At 59.8% G+C, this 17,076-nt stretch carries 11 protein-coding genes and 1 pseudogene; 7 read left to right on the forward strand and 5 right to left on the reverse strand.

Going from position 1 to position 17,076, the window contains the following annotated elements; all coding sequences use genetic code 11:
• Positions 1–30 precede the first annotated feature (30 nt).
• The 4 genes from pabB to CES87_RS15835 form a co-directional block, all read right to left on the reverse strand.
• Positions 31–1,374, reverse strand: coding sequence for an aminodeoxychorismate synthase component I (pabB, locus tag CES87_RS15820; protein ID WP_128606846.1), 1,344 nt, complete (start codon positions 1,372–1,374; stop codon positions 31–33).
• Between the two features lie 196 nt (positions 1,375–1,570).
• Positions 1,571–2,557 (reverse strand): alpha-L-glutamate ligase-like protein, encoded by a 987-nt coding sequence (locus CES87_RS15825; RefSeq protein ID WP_128606847.1) that lies wholly within the window; start codon positions 2,555–2,557, stop codon positions 1,571–1,573.
• Positions 2,557–4,092, reverse strand: a complete 1,536-nt coding sequence (locus tag CES87_RS15830) for an inactive transglutaminase family protein (protein WP_128606848.1) — start codon at positions 4,090–4,092, stop codon at positions 2,557–2,559. Before CES87_RS15830 ends, CES87_RS15825 begins: the two co-directional genes overlap by 1 nt.
• 5 nt (positions 4,093–4,097) lie before the next feature.
• Positions 4,098–4,634: an ATP-dependent zinc protease gene (locus CES87_RS15835; RefSeq protein WP_128606849.1), complete on the reverse strand. Its 537-nt coding sequence runs from the start codon at positions 4,632–4,634 to the stop codon at positions 4,098–4,100.
• Positions 4,635–4,932: 298 nt separating this feature from the next.
• Here CES87_RS15835 and CES87_RS15840 point away from each other — a divergent pair, with 298 nt between their 5' ends.
• The 6 genes and pseudogenes from CES87_RS15840 to prpD all read left to right on the forward strand — a co-directional run bounded on the left by CES87_RS15840 (position 4,933) and on the right by prpD (position 13,503).
• Positions 4,933–5,652: a GntR family transcriptional regulator gene (locus CES87_RS15840; RefSeq protein WP_128606850.1), complete on the forward strand. Its 720-nt coding sequence runs from the start codon at positions 4,933–4,935 to the stop codon at positions 5,650–5,652.
• Positions 5,649–6,539, forward strand: a complete 891-nt coding sequence (gene prpB, locus CES87_RS15845; RefSeq protein WP_128606851.1) for a methylisocitrate lyase — start codon at positions 5,649–5,651, stop codon at positions 6,537–6,539. Before CES87_RS15840 ends, prpB begins: the two co-directional genes overlap by 4 nt.
• Before the next feature lie 134 nt (positions 6,540–6,673).
• A complete protein-coding gene (prpC, locus tag CES87_RS15850; RefSeq protein WP_128606852.1) occupies positions 6,674–7,801 on the forward strand; it encodes a 2-methylcitrate synthase in 1,128 nt (375 codons plus the stop codon).
• A gap of 183 nt (positions 7,802–7,984) precedes the next feature.
• Positions 7,985–10,578, forward strand: a pseudogene (gene acnD, locus CES87_RS15855) (Fe/S-dependent 2-methylisocitrate dehydratase AcnD).
• A gap of 66 nt (positions 10,579–10,644) precedes the next feature.
• A complete protein-coding gene (gene prpF / locus CES87_RS15860; RefSeq protein ID WP_128606853.1) occupies positions 10,645–11,835 on the forward strand; it encodes a 2-methylaconitate cis-trans isomerase PrpF in 1,191 nt (396 codons plus the stop codon).
• A 183-nt stretch (positions 11,836–12,018) separates the two neighbouring features.
• Positions 12,019–13,503, forward strand: coding sequence for a 2-methylcitrate dehydratase (gene prpD / locus CES87_RS15865; protein ID WP_128606854.1), 1,485 nt, complete (start codon positions 12,019–12,021; stop codon positions 13,501–13,503).
• A gap of 133 nt (positions 13,504–13,636) precedes the next feature.
• On the opposite strand, the gene CES87_RS15870 is transcribed toward prpD, so the two are convergent.
• Positions 13,637–14,455, reverse strand: a complete 819-nt coding sequence (locus tag CES87_RS15870; protein WP_128606855.1) for a pyruvate, water dikinase regulatory protein — start codon at positions 14,453–14,455, stop codon at positions 13,637–13,639.
• 174 nt (positions 14,456–14,629) lie between these two features.
• On the opposite strand from CES87_RS15870, the gene ppsA reads away from it, so the two are divergent.
• Complete coding sequence (gene ppsA, locus CES87_RS15875) at positions 14,630–17,005, forward strand: phosphoenolpyruvate synthase (protein ID WP_128606856.1); 2,376 nt, start codon at positions 14,630–14,632, stop codon at positions 17,003–17,005.
• The last annotated feature ends 71 nt before the right edge of the window (positions 17,006–17,076 follow it).

Genomic DNA, 17,076 nt, shown 5'->3' on the forward strand with positions numbered 1-17,076 from the left:
CGTTGACGACCATCGCGAGCAGGCTCGCTCCTACAGATTTTGCAGGGTATCGAGCAACACCTTCACCTTGGTAATCGATTCCTGATACTCGGCCTGCCACTCGGAATCCGCAACAATCCCACCTCCACCCCAGCAACACACCTGCCCATCCTTGACCAGCAAACTGCGAATGGCGATGGAACTGTCCATCTCGCCACGCACGTCCAGGTAGAGCAAAGAGCCGCAATACAACCCGCGTCGGGTCGGCTCCAGTTCGTCGATGATCTGCATCGCCCGAATCTTCGGCGCGCCGGTAATCGAGCCGCCCGGGAAGCTGCCGGCGATCAGGTCCAGTGCATCCCGATCATCCGCCAGTTCGCCGGTCACGCTGCTCACCAGGTGATGCACGTTGGGGTAACTTTCCAGACTGAACAATTCCGGTACCCGAACCGAACCGGTGCGGCAGGTGCGACCAAGGTCGTTGCGCAGCAGGTCGACGATCATCAGATTTTCCGCACGGTCCTTGGGGCTGGCCAGTAGTTCGGCGGCATTCGCCGCATCTGCGGCAGCGGTCAGACCGCGAGGGCGGGTGCCTTTGATTGGGCGGGTTTCCACATGACGTTCGCTGACTTTGACGAAGCGCTCCGGTGACAGACTCAGTACCGCGCCGCCTGCAGGCAGGCTCTGGAAGCCTGAAAATGGCGTCGGGCACGCGGCTCGCAGCGCAACATACGCGGCCCACGGATCACCTTGGCATTGCGCGCGAAAACGCTGGGCAAAGTTGACCTGATAGCAGTCACCGGCCTGGATGTATTGCTCAATACGCTCGATCGCCTGGTGATATTGATCAGCACTCAGGTCGGCATTCATTGGCGATTGCAGCTTGAACGGTTCGACCGCTGCAACGGCTGGCTGGCTGAACAGCTGGATAAGACGCTGACGTTCGCCGTCGGCCAGCGTCGGGTGAAACACCAATTGGCTGGTAGCCCGTTGGTGATCGCTGATCAGCGCCCAGTCGTACAGGCCGAAACGCGCATCCGGCAATTGCAGATCATCCAGGGCCTGACTTGGCAGGTTTTCCAGGTGTCGGCCGAAGTCGTAGCTCAGGTAGCCGATCAAACCACCAACAAACGGTAATTCATAAGGCGCAGGCAGGGTTGCTTCGCCAAGTCGCGTCAGATTGTCCCGCAGGCGTTGCAGGAAATTGCCGCCACTTTCGTCAGGTGCCACCGTCAGTTGTTCCAGTGGCCAGGCGCTGAGCAGGTCAAACCGCCCACGTTCGGCGCTGGGGCGGCCGCTGTCGAGCAGCACGGCGCCGGGGGCATGACGAATGGCCGCGAAGTACTCGGCGGGATTGGCGCGATAGGGTAGCGGGTGTACGGAACAGGTCAGCATGGGCGGGTTGGATCAGCCATCGAGGCGGGGTGGCGATTGTAGTCCTCTGCGGGATTTGGTCCTAGAGGGGATTGGCGGGTTGATGACCTGTAGGAGCGGGCATGCTCGCGAAAAACGCCGGAACAACGCGGGCATCCAGAAAGCCCGCGTAATCGTTGACGACCATCGCGAGCAGGCTCGCTCCTACAGAATCAGGTCAGCCTTCAACCTGCGGAATATGCCCAAACATCTCCTGCACAAACGCCACTCGCTCTTCAACCGTTTCGGTCACACCGCGAGCCTTCAGCTCTTCCAGTCGCGCCTCGACCGCATGGGTGCGCAGGGTCAGGCCGCAGTCATTGGCAATCTGGATGTTCAAGCCCGGCCTGGCATTCAGTTCAAGAATCAGTGGGCCTTTTTCCTGGTCGAGCACCATGTCGACACCGATGTAACCCAGGCCGCACAGCTCGTAGCAGCCAGCGGCGAGTTTCATGAAACCGTCCCAATAGGGCAGTTGTACGCCATCCACCGCATTGGTGGTGTCCGGGTGTTTGGCGATGATGTTGTTCAGCCAGGTGCCGCGCAGTGTCAGGCCGGTGGCGAGGTCGACCCCGACGCCGATGGCGCCCTGGTGCAGGTTGGCCTTGCCGCCGGACTGGCGTGTTGGCAAGCGCAGCATGGCCATGACCGGGTAGCCCATCAGCACGATGATGCGAATATCGGGCACGCCTTCGTAGCTGATGCTTTTGAATATCTGGTCCGGGATCACGCGGTACTCGATCAGCGCCCGGTCGCGGTGGCCGCCGAGGGAGTACAGGCCGGTGAGGATGCTGGAAACATGGTGCTCGATCTCTTCGTGGCTGATGATCTTGCCGGATACGGTGCGATAGCGACCCTCGAAGCGATCGGCGATCACAATGATGCCGTCGCCGCCAGCGCCCTGGGCCGGTTTGATCACAAAGTCGTTGCGCCCGCCGATGATCTCGTCGAGCTTGTCGATTTCCTTCTCGGTGGAGATCACACCATAGAGTTGCGGCACATGGATGCCGGCGGCGATGGCGCGTTCCTTGGTGATGATTTTGTCATCGACAATCGGGTACAGGCTGCGCTTGTTGTACTTGAGAACGTAGTCTGCGTTGCGCCGGTTGATCCCCATGATGCCCCGGGCTTCCAGGGCCTTCCAGGTTTTCCAGAAGCCGAACATCAGGCGTCGGCCTTTTTCAGGAAGGCCTTGAAGCGCACCAGTTCGGTCAGGCGGTAACCGCGATAGCGACCCATGGCCAACATGAAGCCCACCATGATCAGCAGGATCGCCGGGAAAGTGAACACGAAGTACACCAGCTCCGGAATAGTCATGATCAGGTGCGCGAGGGAAGCGGCGAACAGCGTGCCGATCGCCACTTTCATCGCATGCCCGGAACCGCGTTCTTCCCAGGTGATCGACAGTCGTTCGATGGTCATGGTCAGAATCACCATCGGGAACAGCGCCACCGACAACCCGCGCTCCAGGCCGAGTTTATGGCTGAACAGGCTGATGGCCGCGATCAACACCACCACAAACGTCAGCACCACCGACAGCCTCGGCAGCATTTGCAGCTTCAGGTGTTCAAGGTAGGAACGCAGCGACAGCCCCAGGGCCGTGATGATTGTGAACAGCATGATGCCGAAGCCGAGCTGGGTTTCGCGGAAGGCCAGGGCGATCAGCACCGGCGTGAAGGTGCCGAGGGTTTGCAGGCCGATCAGGTTGCGCAGGATCAGAATCACCAGCACACCAATCGGGATCATCACCATGATCATGAAGGTCTGCTGGGTTTGCAGCGGCAAGCCGTACAGCGAGTACTCGAGGAAATTGGCGTCGGTGTTTTCGTCGGTCAGCTTGGCCAGGCGAATGGCGTTCATTTCACTGTTGTTCATGCTGAAGGTGACGGTGGCTTTCTTGCCGCCATCGACGGTGATCAGGTTTTCATCGCCCGTCCACCATAGCAGGCGGTCGGTCGGCAGGCCCTGTTCACCGGTTTCCGGGTTGAAGTACAGCCAGTCGGTGCCATTGAAGCTGCGAAGCCAGAGTTCCGGCGTTTGCGGTTGATCTGCCACCAGGCGAATGGTGTGGACTTTTTCTACCGGTACGTGGGCGATGGACAGCACCAGTTCGACGATCCTGGCTTTTTGCGCGGTGGACGGATCACCCGCCAGCAGCAGCTTCACGTTGTCGTCGTTGACATTGCTGACACGCTTGATCGCCTCCCCGACGAAGGTTTCGACGTCGGCCGAGTGTTGGCGGATAGGCGCGAGCAGGGCTTCGGCAGCAATTTTTTCCGGCCCTTCGACGGCGATGCTGTCACGGAAGGTCGGGCCTTTGATCTTGGATTTCTCGGCGCTGTAGCGTTTGGTCAGCACCAGACGGTAATAAAGGGTCTGGTTGCCCTTGGCCCGACGTGCCGACCAGGTGACCTTGCGGTTGCCGTCGACCCGGTTGACCGCAACGCCGTAGTTATTGGAAATAAAGCTTTCGTTGAGACTGACGTAGTCGCGGCTCAGCGGCGGCACGAACATCTGGATCTTGACCGGGTCCTTGGCACTGGCGACGAACTCGACCTTGGCGTCGATGTTCCACAAGTCGTCGGTGGCGTCTTCGGTCACGGGAATGCCCAGTACAAAGATCTGGTAGGCCGTGACTGAAATGCCTAGCACCACCAGGATGGCGATCAGCAATTTCAGATGAAGGTTAAGAGCTCGCATTGGAATTACTCTGCGGTATGAGCGTCGGTGGCGCAGGCGGGTTTGCCGGCAGCGTATTTAAGACTGGGGTCGACCAGCGCGTCGAAGCGTTTGAGCGCTTCGGAGCCAATCAAGAGCGGGTATTGGAACGCGCTGCGGTCGGTCAGGTTCACTTCGATGCTGCGTAAAGCCGAACCCATGCAGATATCCAGTTCGATCACCGGGCGGGCGGTGTATTTCTTGCCTTCATCCGGGTCGTAGTCGCCGGCCCGGCGCTTGATCTTGCTGACGCGAGCCAGCGGTCGCTCGATCGGGTGCGAATGGGCTGCGTCGATGGCCAGATAGAAGCGCACCCAGGATTCGCCATTGCGTTTGAAACGCTTGATGTCGCGGGCACTCAGGGATGCTGTTTTCGCCCCGGTATCGAGTTTGGCCGCCACTTCGAGGTCAATTCCGCCCAGCGACGCGTACTCGTTGAGGCCATACACAGCCTTTTCCCCTGCCACGGCTGTGCCTGGCAGAAAAAGAAAATAAAGGAATGCAGGAAAGGGCTTGAGTCTCATAAATCCTGGTGCGCAGCGGGCCGTATTTCGATTCAAGACCCTGGCATTGCTGCGCAAGCTCCTCGTATGCCTATCAGCTATTTATGACAGACAGTGCAGATGTGACACACAAATGCGGCCGGCATTCTAGCACGGTGGTTTCATGGCGCCAGCGCTGCCCGGCGCCTGTAAAGAGGTGGATTGCTTCGTTATGGTGCGGCCGGTTATTAGACGATTGTCGACAATATCGAATTATCCTTTGACTCCTGTGAGCGATTTCGCTAGTTTTTGCGGCATTGGCTTTCAAGGTGTCGACAATATGTTGGATCAACTCGATCCCCCAGTAACTACGCAAGACGATACGGAAACACTTTCCGAGAACGTCTTCCGACGCATTCAGGCAGCTATCGTCAAGGGCGAGATCGCTCCTGGCAGTAAAATTTCCGAGCCGGAACTGGCCCGCACCTATGGCATCAGCCGGGGTCCGCTGCGCGAGGCTATCCACCGCCTGGAAGGCCAACGCCTGTTGGTGCGCGTGCCGCATGTCGGGGCGCGGGTGGTGTCGCTCAACCATGCCGAGCTGCTGGAACTCTACGAAATCCGCGAATCCCTCGAAGGCATGGCCTGTCGCCTGGCCGCCGAGCGCATGAGCGTCGAAGAAATCGACGAACTGCGCCGCGTCCTCGAAACCCACGAACGCGATGAGGCGTTTCAGGCCGGGAGAGGCTATTACCAGCAGGAAGGCGATTTCGACTTCCACTATCGAATCATCCAGGGCAGCGGCAACCGCACCCTGACGCAAATGCTTTGTGGCGAGCTCTATCAGTTGGTGCGCATGTACCGCATCCAGTTTTCCACCACGCCCAATCGCCCGCACCAGGCCTTTGCCGAGCACCACCGAATTCTCGATGCCATCGCCGACCGTGACGGTGAACTGGCCGAGTTGTTGATGCGCCGTCACATAGGCGCTTCCAAACGCAATATCGCCCGTCATTATCAGGACGGCGCTAACCCGACAGCCAAACGAGGTGAGTCATGAGTTCCAACAAGAGCACTCCAGGCCAGCGTTTCCGCGATGCGGTCGCCAGCGAGCATCCATTGCAAGTGGTCGGCGCGATCAACGCCAACCACGCGCTGCTGGCCAAACGTGCCGGCTTCAAGGCGATTTACCTGTCCGGTGGCGGGGTGGCTGCTGGTTCCCTCGGCGTGCCAGACCTGGGTATTACCGGCCTGGATGACGTGCTGACCGACGTGCGCCGCATCACCGACGTCTGCGATCTGCCGCTGCTGGTTGATGTGGACACCGGTTTCGGTTCCTCGGCGTTCAACGTCGCCCGTACCGTCAAGTCGATGATCAAGTTCGGCGCGGCAGCGATTCACATCGAAGACCAGGTCGGCGCCAAGCGCTGCGGTCACCGTCCTAATAAAGAAATCGTCTCGCAGCAGGAAATGGTCGACCGCATCAAAGCGGCCGTCGATGCCCGCACCGATGACAGCTTCGTGATCATGGCCCGTACTGACGCTCTGGCGGTGGAAGGTCTGGAGTCGGCACTGGATCGCGCCGCGGCGTGCATCGAGGCCGGCGCTGACATGGTGTTCCCGGAAGCCATCACCGAACTGGACATGTACAAGCTGTTCGCCAATCGCGTGAAAGCGCCGATCCTGGCCAACATCACTGAATTCGGCGCGACGCCGCTGTACACCACCGAGCAACTTGCTGGCGCGGATGTATCGTTGGTGCTGTACCCGCTGTCGGCCTTCCGTGCCATGAACAAGGCTGCGGAAAACGTCTACACCGCGATCCGCCGCGACGGCACGCAACAGAACGTCATCGACACCATGCAGACCCGCATGGAGCTTTACGATCGCATCGATTACCACACTTTCGAGCAGAAACTCGATGCGTTGTTTGCCGCGAAGAAATAACGCCCCCCCGTAGGAGCGAAGCTTGCTCGCGAAAGCGTTGTATCAGACGACATCAATGGTGAATGTCAGTCAGTCTTCGCGAGCAAGCTTCGCTCCCACAAGTTTCCCTAACAAATTCAAGATTGGAGACAGCAATGGCCGAAGCAAAAGTACTCAGTGGCGCCGGGCTCCGTGGCCAGGTTGCCGGGCAAACCGCACTGTCCACCGTGGGCCTGTCGGGCGCAGGGCTGACCTATCGCGGCTACGACGTTCGCGAACTGGCGGCTGACGCACAATTCGAAGAAGTCGCTTACCTGCTGCTGTACGGCGAACTGCCGAGCACAACGCAACTGGCGGCCTACATCAGCAAACTGGGCAAGCTGCGCGACTTGCCGCAAGCCTTGAAAGAAGTGCTGGAGCGCATCCCCGCCGACGCTCATCCGATGGACGTGATGCGCACTGGCTGCTCGTTCCTGGGCAATCTCGAACCGGAGAAAGACTTCTGCGAGCAACACGACACGACCGATCGCCTGCTGGGCGCCTTCCCGGCGATCATGACCTACTGGTATCACTTCAGCCATGAAGGCAAGCGCATCGATTGCGTGAGTGACGAGCAATCCATCGGCGGCCACTTCCTGCACCTGCTGCACGGCAAGAAACCGAGCGAGTTGCACGTCAAGGTGATGAACGTTTCGCTGATCCTCTACGCGGAGCACGAATTCAACGCCTCGACTTTCACTGCACGGGTTTGCGCTTCGACTCTGTCCGACCTGTACTCGTGCATCACTGCGGCCATCGGCTCGCTGCGCGGCCCGCTGCACGGCGGCGCCAACGAAGCGGCGATGGAAATGATCGAGCGCTTCTCGTCGCCGGAAGAGGCTATCAAGGGCACCTTGGGCATGCTCGAGCGCAAGGACAAGATCATGGGCTTCGGCCACGCGATCTATAAGGACAACGATCCGCGCAATGAGGTGATCAAGGGCTGGTCGAAAAAACTCGCTGACGAAGTGGGCGACAAGGTGTTGTTCCCGGTCTCCGAAGCCATCGACAAGACCATGTGGGAGCAGAAAAAACTGTTCCCGAACGCCGACTTCTACCATGCCTCGGCGTACCACTTCATGGGTATTCCGACCAAGTTGTTCACGCCGATCTTTGTCTGCTCGCGCCTGACCGGCTGGGCGGCGCATGTGTTCGAACAACGCGCCAACAACCGCATCATCCGCCCGAGCGCCGAGTACGTCGGTGTTGAACAGCGCAAGTTCGTGCCAATCGAACAACGCTGAATGGTGGAGGCCGGCTAACCGGGAACCTGTAGGAGCGAGCATGCTCGCGATGGACGTCAACGAAAACGCGGGGAGCCTGATGCCCCGTGGTGCGGCGTCCACCATCGCGAGCGTGCACGCTCCTACAGGGGTCGTGTCGCGCCAGCCCCACCCTTTGTATTTACCGTGACCGAGTCCTGACCGATGAACACACAATTCCGCAAAACGCTGCCCGGCAGCCATCTGGATTATTTCGACGTCCGTGCGGCGGTCGATGCCATTGCGCCCGGCGCCTACGATACCCTGCCGTACACCTCCCGCGTGCTGGCGGAAAACCTTGTGCGTCGCTGCGACCCGGCCACGCTCACCGAATCCCTGAAGCAATTCATCGAACGCAAACGCGACCTCGATTTTCCATGGTTCCCGGCCCGTGTGGTGTGCCACGACATCCTTGGCCAGACCGCGCTCGTGGACCTCGCCGGTCTGCGTGACGCCATCGCCCAGCAAGGCGGGGACCCGGCGCAAGTGAACCCGGTAGTGCCGACGCAATTGATCGTCGACCACTCCCTGGCCGTCGAGCGTGGCGGCTTCGATCCCGAGGCGTTCGAGAAGAACCGCGCCATCGAAGATCGTCGCAATGAAGACCGGTTCCACTTCATCAACTGGACCAAGAAGGCGTTCAAGAACGTCGACGTGATCCCGCCAGGCAACGGCATCATGCACCAGATCAACCTGGAGAAAATGTCTCCGGTGATTCAGGTGCGTGACGGTGTCGCGTTCCCCGATACCTGCGTCGGCACCGACAGCCACACTCCGCACGTCGATGCGCTGGGTGTGATCGCCATTGGTGTCGGTGGCCTGGAAGCCGAGAGCGTGATGCTGGGCCGCGCGTCGTGGATGCGTCTGCCGGAAAGCGTCGGTGTTGAACTGACCGGCAAACTGCAACCGGGCATCACCGCCACCGACATGGTGCTGGCGCTGACCGAATTCCTGCGCAAGCAAAAAGTGGTTGGCGCATGGCTGGAATTCTTCGGTGAAGGCGCCTCCGCGCTGACCCTCGGCGACCGTGCGACCATTTCCAACATGGCTCCGGAATACGGCGCCACTGCGGCGATGTTCTACATCGATCAGCAGACCATCGACTACCTGAAACTCACCGGCCGTGAAGACGAGCAGGTGCAGTTGGTTGAGAACTACGCCAAGCAGGTTGGCCTATGGGCGGACAGCCTGAAGGGCGCGCAATACGAGCGTGGCTTGACCTTTGATTTGTCCTCGGTGGTCCGCAACATGGCCGGCCCGAGCAACCCGCATGCACGCGTTGCAACCTCTGATCTGGCCGCCAAAGGCATCTCCGGCCAGTGGGAAGATGTGCCGGGTCAAATGCCGGACGGCGCGGTAATCATCGCCGCCATCACCAGCTGCACCAACACCAGCAACCCGCGCAACGTGATCGCCGCCGGCCTGCTGGCGCGCAACGCCAACAAGCTCGGCCTGGCCCGCAAGCCGTGGGTCAAATCGTCCCTGGCACCGGGCTCGAAAACCGTGGCGCTGTACCTCGACGAAGCCGGTCTGACCGATGAGCTGGAGCAGCTCGGTTTCGGCGTCGTGGCCTTCGCCTGCACCACCTGCAACGGCATGTCCGGCGCGCTGGATCCGGTGATCCAGCAAGAAATCATCGACCGCGACCTGTATGCCACCGCCGTACTGTCCGGTAACCGCAACTTTGACGGCCGGATTCACCCGTACGCCAAACAAGCGTTCCTCGCCTCGCCGCCGCTGGTGGTCGCTTATGCCATCGCCGGTACCATCCGTTTCGACATTGAAAGGATGTGCTGGGCGTGGTCGATGGCAAGGAAATCCGCCTGAAAGATATCTGGCCGAGCGACGAAGAAATCGACGCCGTGGTGAAAGCTTCGGTGAAGCCTGAGCAGTTCCGTCAGGTCTACATCCCGATGTTCGCCATCCACGAAGACACCGGTCCGAAAGTGGCGCCACTGTACGACTGGCGCGAGATGAGCACCTACATCCGCCGTCCGCCGTACTGGGAAGGCGCACTGGCCGGCGCGCGTCCGCTCAAGGGTATGCGTCCGCTGGCGGTGCTGCCGGACAACATCACCACCGATCACCTGTCGCCTTCGAACGCGATCATGCTCGACAGCGCTGCCGGCGAATACCTGGCGAAAATGGGCCTGCCGGAAGAGGACTTCAACTCTTACGCCACCCACCGCGGTGACCACCTGACCGCGCAGCGCGCGACCTTCGCCAACCCGAAACTGTTCAACGAAATGGTTCTGGAAAACGGCAAGGTCAAGCAGGGCTCGCTGGCTCGCGTTGAGCCTGAAGGTCAGGTCATGCGCATGTGGGAAGCCATCGAGACCTACATGGATCGCAAGCAGCCGCTGATCATCATCGCCGGCGCCGACTACGGTCAGGGCTCGTCCCGCGACTGGGCGGCCAAGGGCGTGCGTCTGGCGGGTGTGGAGGCGATTGCCGCCGAAGGTTTCGAGCGCATTCACCGCACTAACCTGGTGGGCATGGGCGTGTTGCCGCTGGAGTTCAAAGCGGGCACTAACCGTCACACCTTGGCCATCGACGGCAGCGAAACCTACGACGTGATCGGTGAGCGCACGCCGCGCGCCGACCTGACGCTGGTGATCCATCGCAAGAATGGCGAACGCGTCGACGTGCCGGTGACCTGCCGCCTCGACACCGCTGAAGAAGTGTCGATCTACGAGGCGGGCGGCGTGTTGCAACGCTTCGCCCAGGACTTCCTCGAAGAATCGGCGGTTGCCGTTTAACACGCGCTGTGTGGGCACGGGACTTCAGGTCCCGTGTTTGCTTTTAAGGTAAGGAGTAAGCACACAATGGCTCATACACCTCAGATCAAGATCCCCGCCACCTACATGCGCGGCGGCACCAGCAAAGGCGTGTTCTTCAGCCTCAAGGATTTGCCCGAAGCGGCACAGATTCCTGGCCCGGCCCGCGATGCCTTGTTGCTGCGCGTGATCGGCAGCCCCGACCCCTACGACAAGCAAATTGACGGCATGGGCGGCGCGACTTCCAGCACCAGCAAAACCGTGATCCTGTCGAAAAGCATCAAGGCCGATCACGACGTCGATTACCTGTTCGGTCAAGTGTCCATCGACAAACCTTTCGTCGACTGGAGCGGCAACTGCGGCAACCTCTCGGCCGCAGTCGGCTCATTCGCCGTCAGCAATGGCCTGGTGGACGCCAGCCGCATCCCGCACAACGGCGTTGCTGTTGTTCGCGTCTGGCAGGCCAACATCGGCAAGACCATCATCGCCCACGTGCCGATCACCAACGGTGAAGTGCAGGAAACCGGCGATTTCGAACTCGATGGTGTGACATTCCCGGCCGCTGAAGTGCAAGTCGAATTTCTCGATCCTGCAGCGGAAGAAGAGGGTGGCGGTGGTTCGATGTTCCCCACCGGTAACCTGATCGATGATCTGGAAGTGCCCGGCGTCGGCACGTTCAAGGCAACCATGATCAACGCCGGCATCCCGACGATTTTCGTCAATGCCCAAGACATCGGCTATACCGGCACTGAATTGCAGGGCGCGATCAACGGCGACCCTAAAGCGCTGCTGATGTTCGAAACCATCCGCGCTTATGGCGCACTGCGCATGGGCCTGATTTCGAACGTTGACGAAGCGGCCAAACGGCAGCACACACCAAAGGTGGCGTTCGTGGCCAAGCCCGCGGACTATGTTGCTTCCAGCGGTAAAGCGATTACGGCCGGTGATGTCGATTTGCTGGTGCGCGCGCTGTCCATGGGCAAGTTGCACCACGCAATGATGGGCACCGCAGCGGTGGCAATCGGCACGGCAGCAGCGATTTCCGGCACCTTGGTCAACCTCGCGGCAGGCGGTGTCGAGCGCAACGCGGTGCGCTTCGGTCATCCGTCCGGCACCTTACGTGTCGGCGCCGAGGCCAGCCTTGTTGACGGCGAATGGACCGTGAAGAAAGCCATCATGAGCCGCAGTGCACGGGTGTTGATGGAAGGTTTCGTCCGCGTGCCGGGTGATTCCTTCTAAGCGACACGAACCCCTGTAGGAGCGAGGCTTGCCCGCGAAGGCGTCCTCGAGAACGCCAAAAGCTTCGCGGGCAAGCCTCGCTCCTACAGGGGATTACATTTCAAGAATAAGAATGTTGTCACAAGCCGAGATCGATCCCTGAACCGAGGTCCCATCAACGAACCACCGCTGAGTGAATCGAACATGAGCGCCAACGTTGACCTGAACAATCGCCCGGACTATGACCAAGTCCTGCAGGACATTGCCGATTACGTCCTCAACTTCAAGATCGAATCCAAAGAAGCATTGGACACCGCCCGCAACTGCCTGATGGACACTTTGGGCTGTGGCCTGCTGGCGCTGCGTTTTCCCGAATGCACCAAGCACCTGGGACCTGTGGTCGAAGGCACCGTCGTCCCGTTCGGTGCGCGCGTGCCTGGCACCTCTTATCGGCTGGATCCGGTCAAGGCCGCCTGGGACATCGGCTGCATCGTGCGCTGGCTAGACTACAACGACACCTGGCTCGCGGCTGAATGGGGTCATCCATCGGATAACCTCGGCGGCATTCTCGCGGTGGCTGACCATTTATCACAAAAAAACCTGGCCAATGGCGACGCACCGCTGACGATTCGCGCTGTGCTCGAAGCGATGATCATGGCTCATGAAATTCAAGGCGTGATCGCCCTGGAAAACTCGTTCAACCGCGTCGGCCTCGATCACGTGATTCTGGTGAAGGTCGCCTCGACCGCGGTCACCGCCAAACTGATGGGCGCCAACCGCGAGCAGTTACTTTCGGCCTTGTCCCACGCTTTCGCCGACGGCCAGGCGTTGCGCACCTACCGTCATGCGCCGAATGCCGGTTCGCGCAAATCCTGGGCTGCGGGTGATGCGTCCAGTCGTGGTGTGCGTCTGGCGGACATTGCGATGCGCGGCGAGATGGGTATTCCCGGCGTCTTGAGTGCCAGACAGTGGGGCTTTTACGACGTGTTGTTCAGTCATACCAACAACGATTTGGCGCTCAAGCCTGAAGAAAAGCGCGCCTTCAGTTTCTCCCGGGCGTACGGCAGTTATGTGATGGAAAACGTGTTGTTCAAGATCAGTTTTCCCGCCGAGTTCCACGCACAAACCGCCTGCGAAGCCTCGGTGACCCTGCACCCGCAAGTTCGTAATCGTCTGCACGATATCGACAAAATCGTCATTACCACCCACGAATCGGCGATCCGCATCATTTCCAAGGTCGGCCCGTTAGCCAATGCCGCCGACCGCGATCACTGCATCCAGTACATGGTCGCCGTGCCGCTGGCGTTCGGCAAGCTGGTGGCTGAGCACTACGAAGATGACTTTCACAAGGCGCATCCGATCATCGATGTACTGCGCGAGAAAATGGTCATCGTTGAAGACCCGCGCTACACCCGTGAATATCTGGAGGCCGACAAGCGTTCTATCGCCAATGCCATACAGGTGTTTTTCAAGGATGGGTCCAGCACCGAAAACGTCATGGTGGAGTACCCGATTGGCCATCGTCGGCGCCGTACGGATGGCATTCCGTTGCTGGAGGAGAAGTTCAAGGCGAACCTGGCGACGCGCTTTACTGCGCAGCGTAGCGCCGAGATTTTCGGGTTGTGCAAGGATCAGGCGCGGCTTGAGGCGACGCCGGTAAACCGGTTTGTGGATTTGTTTATCATCTAGGAGACCGCGTTATCGTTCATCGCGGGCAAGCCTCGCTCCCACAGGTTTTCTGTTGGTTGCAAAATTTACATTCACAACAGAACCCTGTGGGAGCGGGCTTGCCCGCGAAGGCGGCATGTCAGGCGCTACAAATCTATTTGAACCGCCGCTCGACGCCTTTCTCTACAAGGATCTTCGCCGAAATTTCTTCAACGGAAAAATGCGTGGAATTGATATTCGGAATGTTCTCGCGGCGGAACAGGTTTTCAACCTCGCGCACTTCGAATTCGCACTGGGCGTAGCTCGAATAGCGGCTGTTGGGCTTGCGCTCGTTGCGGATCGCGGTCAGGCGGTCCGGGTCGATGGTCAGGCCGAACAGCTTGTGCTGGTGGGCGCGCAGGGCGCTTGGCAGTTGCAGGCGTTCCATGTCGTCTTCGGTCAGCGGGTAGTTGGCCGCGCGGATGCCGAATTGCATGGCCATGTACAGGCAGGTCGGGGTCTTGCCGCAGCGCGACACGCCTACCAGGATCAGGTCGGCCTTGTCGTAATAGTGCGTGCGGGCGCCGTCGTCGTTGTCGAGGGCGAAATTCACCGCCTCGATACGTTCCATGTAATTTGAGTTGCTGCCAATGGAATGAGATTTGCCGACGGTATAGGAAGAATGCTCGGTCAGTTCCTGTTCAAGAGGCGCCAGGAAGGTCGAGAAAATGTCGATCATGAAACCATTGGAAGTCGCGAGGATCTCACGGATGTCCTGATTGACGATGGTGTCGAAGATGATCGGGCGGAAGCCGTCGGTTTCGGCAGCTTTGTTGATTTGTTGTACCATGGCCCGCGCTTTGTCCGCGTTGTCGATGTACGGCCGCGTGACTTTGCTGAAGGTAATATTTTCGAACTGCGCCAGAAGGCTTTGACCCAGGGTTTCGGCGGTAATGCCGGTACCATCGGAGATAAAGAAAGCAGATCGTTTCATTTGCACCTTGGGCCTTAAGCTAGTGACGAATCTTGGATATGATAGGCGCGATTTGCCGGCCGCCAATGGCCCGCATTCTCACTTATTTTCCAGGTCCAGGCCATACAGCTGGCAAACGCTCCCCCGAGCAGCCGGCTTCTGAGCTTTTCCAACACAGTTAGTGGAGAGATCACCTTGGTAGAGTACGTAGTTTCCCTCGATAAGCTCGGCAAACACGATGTTGAGCATGTGGGGGGCAAGAACGCATCCCTCGGCGAGATGATCAGCAACCTTGCAGGTGCCGGTGTATCGGTGCCCGGTGGCTTCGCCACGACCGCTCAGGCTTATCGTGATTTCCTGGAGCTGAGCGGCCTGAACCAGCAGATTCACGACGCCCTTGATGCCCTGGACGTCGACGACGTGAATGCTCTGGCCAAGACCGGCGCCCAGATCCGCCAATGGATCATGGAAGCCGAGTTCCCTGAAAAACTGAATGCCGAAATCCGCACCGCTTTCGCCACGCTATCCGCCGGCAACCCTGACGTAGCCGTGGCCGTGCGCTCTTCCGCTACCGCCGAAGACCTGCCGGACGCCTCCTTCGCCGGTCAGCAGGAAACCTTCCTGAACATCCGTGGTGTCGAAAACGTCATTCGCGCCGCCAAAGAGGTGTTCGCCTCCCTTTTCAACGATCGCGCGATTTCCTACCGCGTGCATCAGGGCTTCGACCACAAGTTGGTAGCCCTGTCGGCCGGCGTACAGCGCATGGTCCGCTCTGAAACCGGCACCGCCGGCGTGATGTTCACCCTCGATACCGAATCGGGCTTCCGTGACGTGGTGTTCATCACCGGCGCCTACGGCCTGGGTGAAACCGTCGTACAAGGCGCGGTCAACCCGGATGAGTTCTACGTCCACAAAGGTACGCTGGCCGCCGGTCGCCCGGCGATCCTGCGCCGCAACCTGGGCAGCAAGGCCATCAAGATGATCTACGGCGACGAGGCCAAGGCCGGTCGTTCGGTCAAGACCGTCGATGTCGACAAGGCCGATCGCGCACGTTTCTGCCTGACCGACGCCGAAGTCAGCGAACTGGCCAAGCAGGCGATGATCATCGAGAAGCACTACCAGTGCCCGATGGACATCGAATGGGCCAAGGACGGTGACGACGGCAAGCTGTACATCGTGCAAGCTCGTCCGGAAACCGTGAAGAGCCGCACCCAGGCCAACGTCATGGAACGTTACCTGTTGAAAGAAACCGGCACCGTGCTGGTGGAAGGCCGTGCCATTGGCCAGCGCATCGGCGCCGGCAAGGTCCGCATCATCAAGGACGTGTCCGAGATGGACAAAGTCCAGCCAGGCGACGTACTGGTATCCGACATGACCGACCCGGACTGGGAACCGGTCATGAAGCGCGCCAGCGCCATCGTCACCAACCGTGGCGGTCGTACCTGCCACGCGGCGATCATTGCTCGCGAGCTGGGCATTCCAGCGGTAGTCGGTTGCGGTAACGCCACCCAGCTGTTGAAAGACGGCCAGGGCGTGACCGTTTCCTGCGCTGAAGGCGACACCGGCTTCATCTTCGAAGGTGAATTGGGCTTCGACATCAAGAAGAACTCCGTAGACGCCATGCCGGACCTGCCGTTCAAGATCATGATGAACGTCGGCAACCCGGACCGTGCCTTCGACTTCGCGCAGCTGCCGAACGCCGGTGTGGGCCTGGCCCGCCTGGAATTCATCATCAACCGTATGATCGGCGTTCACCCTAAAGCGCTGCTGAACTACGACGGCCTGCCGCAGGACATCAAGGACAGCGTCGACAAGCGCATTGCTGGTTACAACGACCCGGTCGGCTTCTATGTCGAGAAACTGGTCGAGGGCATCAGCACCCTGGCCGCTGCGTTCTACCCGAAAAAGGTCATCGTGCGTCTGTCGGACTTCAAGTCCAACGAATACGCCAACCTGATCGGCGGCAAGCTCTACGAGCCGGAAGAAGAGAACCCGATGCTGGGCTTCCGTGGCGCCTCGCGTTACATCAGCGAATCGTTCCGTGACTGCTTCGAACTCGAATGCCGCGCCCTCAAGCGCGTGCGCAACGAGATGGGCCTGACCAACGTCGAAATCATGGTGCCGTTCGTCCGTACCCTCGGTGAAGCGAGCCAGGTGGTGGACCTGCTGGCCGAAAACGGCCTGGCCCGTGGCCAGAACGGTCTGCGCGTCATCATGATGTGCGAACTGCCGTCCAACGCGATTCTGGCTGAAGAGTTCCTCGAATTCTTCGACGGTTTCTCCATCGGCTCCAACGACCTGACTCAGTTGACCCTGGGCCTGGATCGTGACTCCGGGATCATCGCGCATTTGTTCGACGAGCGTAATCCTGCGGTCAAGAAGCTGCTGGGCAACGCTATTGCCGCGTGCAACAAGGCCGGCAAGTACATCGGTATTTGCGGTCAGGGTCCTTCGGACCACCCTGATCTGGCCAAATGGCTGATGGAGCAGGGCATTGAAAGCGTTTCGTTGAACCCCGATTCCGTACTGGAAACCTGGTTCTTCCTGGCTGAAGGTCAAGCTTCGGCTTGAACGGGACGCTCCCTGTAGGAGCGAGCCTGCTCGCGATGGTCGCTAACGATGACGCGGGGCTTCAGATGCCC

The organism is Pseudomonas sp. ERMR1:02, assembly GCF_002277815.1.
Classification (GTDB): Bacteria; Pseudomonadota; Gammaproteobacteria; order Pseudomonadales; family Pseudomonadaceae; genus Aquipseudomonas.